Origin of the sequence: Mesorhizobium sp. M7A.F.Ca.CA.004.12.1.1 (genome assembly GCF_003997835.1) — a bacterium.
Classification (GTDB): Bacteria; Pseudomonadota; Alphaproteobacteria; order Rhizobiales; family Rhizobiaceae; genus Mesorhizobium.
Map to the genome: position 1 here is coordinate 1 of NZ_RZRK01000938.1, position 2,199 is coordinate 2,199.

The window sequence follows — 2,199 nt, forward strand, 5'->3', positions numbered from 1 at the left end:
ATATCGAACTGGCGCTCGCCGATTCCGACGGGCTTGGCCGCGCCAAGCGCGTCGACGGCGTGCATGACCGCTACATCGAATTCGCCAAGCGCACCTTGCCGCGCTCGATGTCGCTCGCCGGCTTGAGGATCGTTGTCGATTGCGCCAATGGCGCGGCCTACAAGGTGGCGCCCGAGGCGCTGTGGGAACTGGGCGCCGAAGTCGTCGCCATCAATGTCGAGCCCAACGGCTTCAACATCAACAAGGAATGCGGCTCGACCCATCCGGCCGGCCTGCAAAAGAAGGTGCACGAAGTGCGCGCCGACATCGGCATCGCGCTCGACGGCGACGCCGATCGTGTCGTCATCGTCGATGAAAACGGCGCGATCGTCGATGGTGACCAGATCATGGCGCTGATCGCCGAATCCTGGCACCAGAGCGGGCGGCTTGCCGGCGGTGGTGTCGTCTCAACCGTGATGTCCAATCTGGGCCTCGAACGCTTCCTCGGCGACATGAAGCTGCAATTGCACCGCACCAAGGTCGGCGACCGTTATGTCGTCGAGCATATGCGTGCGCATGGCTTGAATGTCGGCGGCGAACAGTCGGGTCATATCGTGCTGTCCGACTTTTCGACGACCGGCGACGGCCTGGTCTCGGCGCTGCAGGTGCTCGCCTGCATCAAGCGGCAGGGGCGGCCGGTCAGCGAACTGTCGAAGAAATTCGAACCCGTGCCGCAACTCCTGAAGAACGTCCACATTTCCGGCGGCAAGCCGCTTGAGGAGGCGCCGGTCAAGGCCGCCATCGAAGACGCCCGCAACCGCCTCGGCAAGACCGGACGGCTGGTTATCCGGCCATCAGGGACAGAGCCGCTGATCCGCGTGATGGCCGAAGGCGACGACCCGCAACTGGTCGAGTCCGTGGTCAATGGCATAGTGGACATCATCTCGGAAACGCGCAGCGCCGCTTGATCCCAGCGCGTCCAGCAGGACGTGGATCTGACAACCAGGCGCGCCGCGCTCCCTTAACCGGTCCAAGGCCCGCCCCTCGGCGGGCTTTTTCTTGTCAGCCGCCACTTTGTTCGGTGTCCGTAAATCTCGCGCCTATCCCTAGAAGTTTCGAGATTCGTGGTTAAGCAACAGGGTTAAACGCCTTTTAACCTTTGCAATTCATTATCCACGACTGAAAGCCAATCGCATTTCGGGCGGGTTCGCCGTTCCGAGCTTCTCAGGGGTGACAAGCATGTTCAAGACAGCAAGAAAGGCCCTGCTCGCCTTCCTGTTCGCAGGGTTGGCAGGGCCGTTGTTCGCGGCCGATCTGCCGGAGCCGATGGTTGAAGAGGCTCCGCCTCAGGCCATCTACGAGCAGCCGGTCGAGGTCGGCGGCTGGTATATCCGCGGCGATATCGATTATCACAAGTCGACCGTGCGCGGCATCGACTATATGACCTACACCGTCGATCCCTGTAACTGTACGGTCACGCCCGGCACCAGAAGTTTCGATTTCGGCAAGCTCAAGGGCGGTTTCTCGCTCGGTGCCGGCGTTGGTTACAAGATCAACGACCACTTCCGGACCGACCTGACGGCCGACTATTGGTTCAAGTCGAACTTCAACGGCGGCACCTCGGACATCAACGGTACTTCGACCGAAGTATCGAAGATGAGCGCCCTGCTGCTGCTTGCCAACGCCTATGTCGATCTCGGCACCTACCATGGCATCACGCCTTACGTTGGCGCCGGCATCGGCGGCGCCCGCGTCAAGTGGGATGATGTCTATGACCCGAACACCACCGAGTTCAATCCCGGCAGATCAAGCTGGCGTTTCGCCTACGGTCTGATGGCCGGCGCTTCGTACTGCCTGACCGACAAGATCATTCTCGATGCCGGCTACCGCTTCTCCCATATTCAGGGCGGCCGCATGTTCGACTGGAACATCACCAGCTCCGGTCCCGGCTTCGATCGTGGCATCAACACGCACGAAGTGCGCGGTGGCCTGCGCTACCAGTTCGGTGGCAGCAACGGTTGCGCCGCGCCGGTCGTGGCCTACCAGCCCGAACCCGAGCCGATCTACACCAAGTAACAGCATCTACATTACTTGCATTCTTCACAAACCGCCCGGCCTCAGCCGGGCGGTTTTTCGTTGGGCCGCCTGGAATCGACAGGGGAAATGAATTCGCTAACGCTCTGTTAGCCTTAACCGGCACTTAACCACTATGGTTAACAA

The 2,199-nt window shown here is 60.9% G+C and carries 2 protein-coding genes; both read left to right on the top strand.

Translation table 11 applies throughout. The features are described from left to right. On the top strand, positions 1–947 hold a 947-nt coding region (glmM, locus tag EN984_RS31975), incomplete at its 5' end, for a phosphoglucosamine mutase (RefSeq protein WP_127384237.1). Between the two features lie 271 nt (positions 948–1,218). Then, positions 1,219–2,055 (top strand): outer membrane protein, encoded by an 837-nt coding sequence (locus EN984_RS31980; protein ID WP_127267138.1) that lies wholly within the window; start codon positions 1,219–1,221, stop codon positions 2,053–2,055. Positions 2,056–2,199 lie beyond the last annotated feature (144 nt).

Coding starts and splice junctions, on each gene's coding strand:
- EN984_RS31980 (WP_127267138.1), top strand. CDS start 1,219: ATGTTCAAGACAGCAAGAAAGGCCCTGCTCGCCTTCCTGTTCGCAGGG.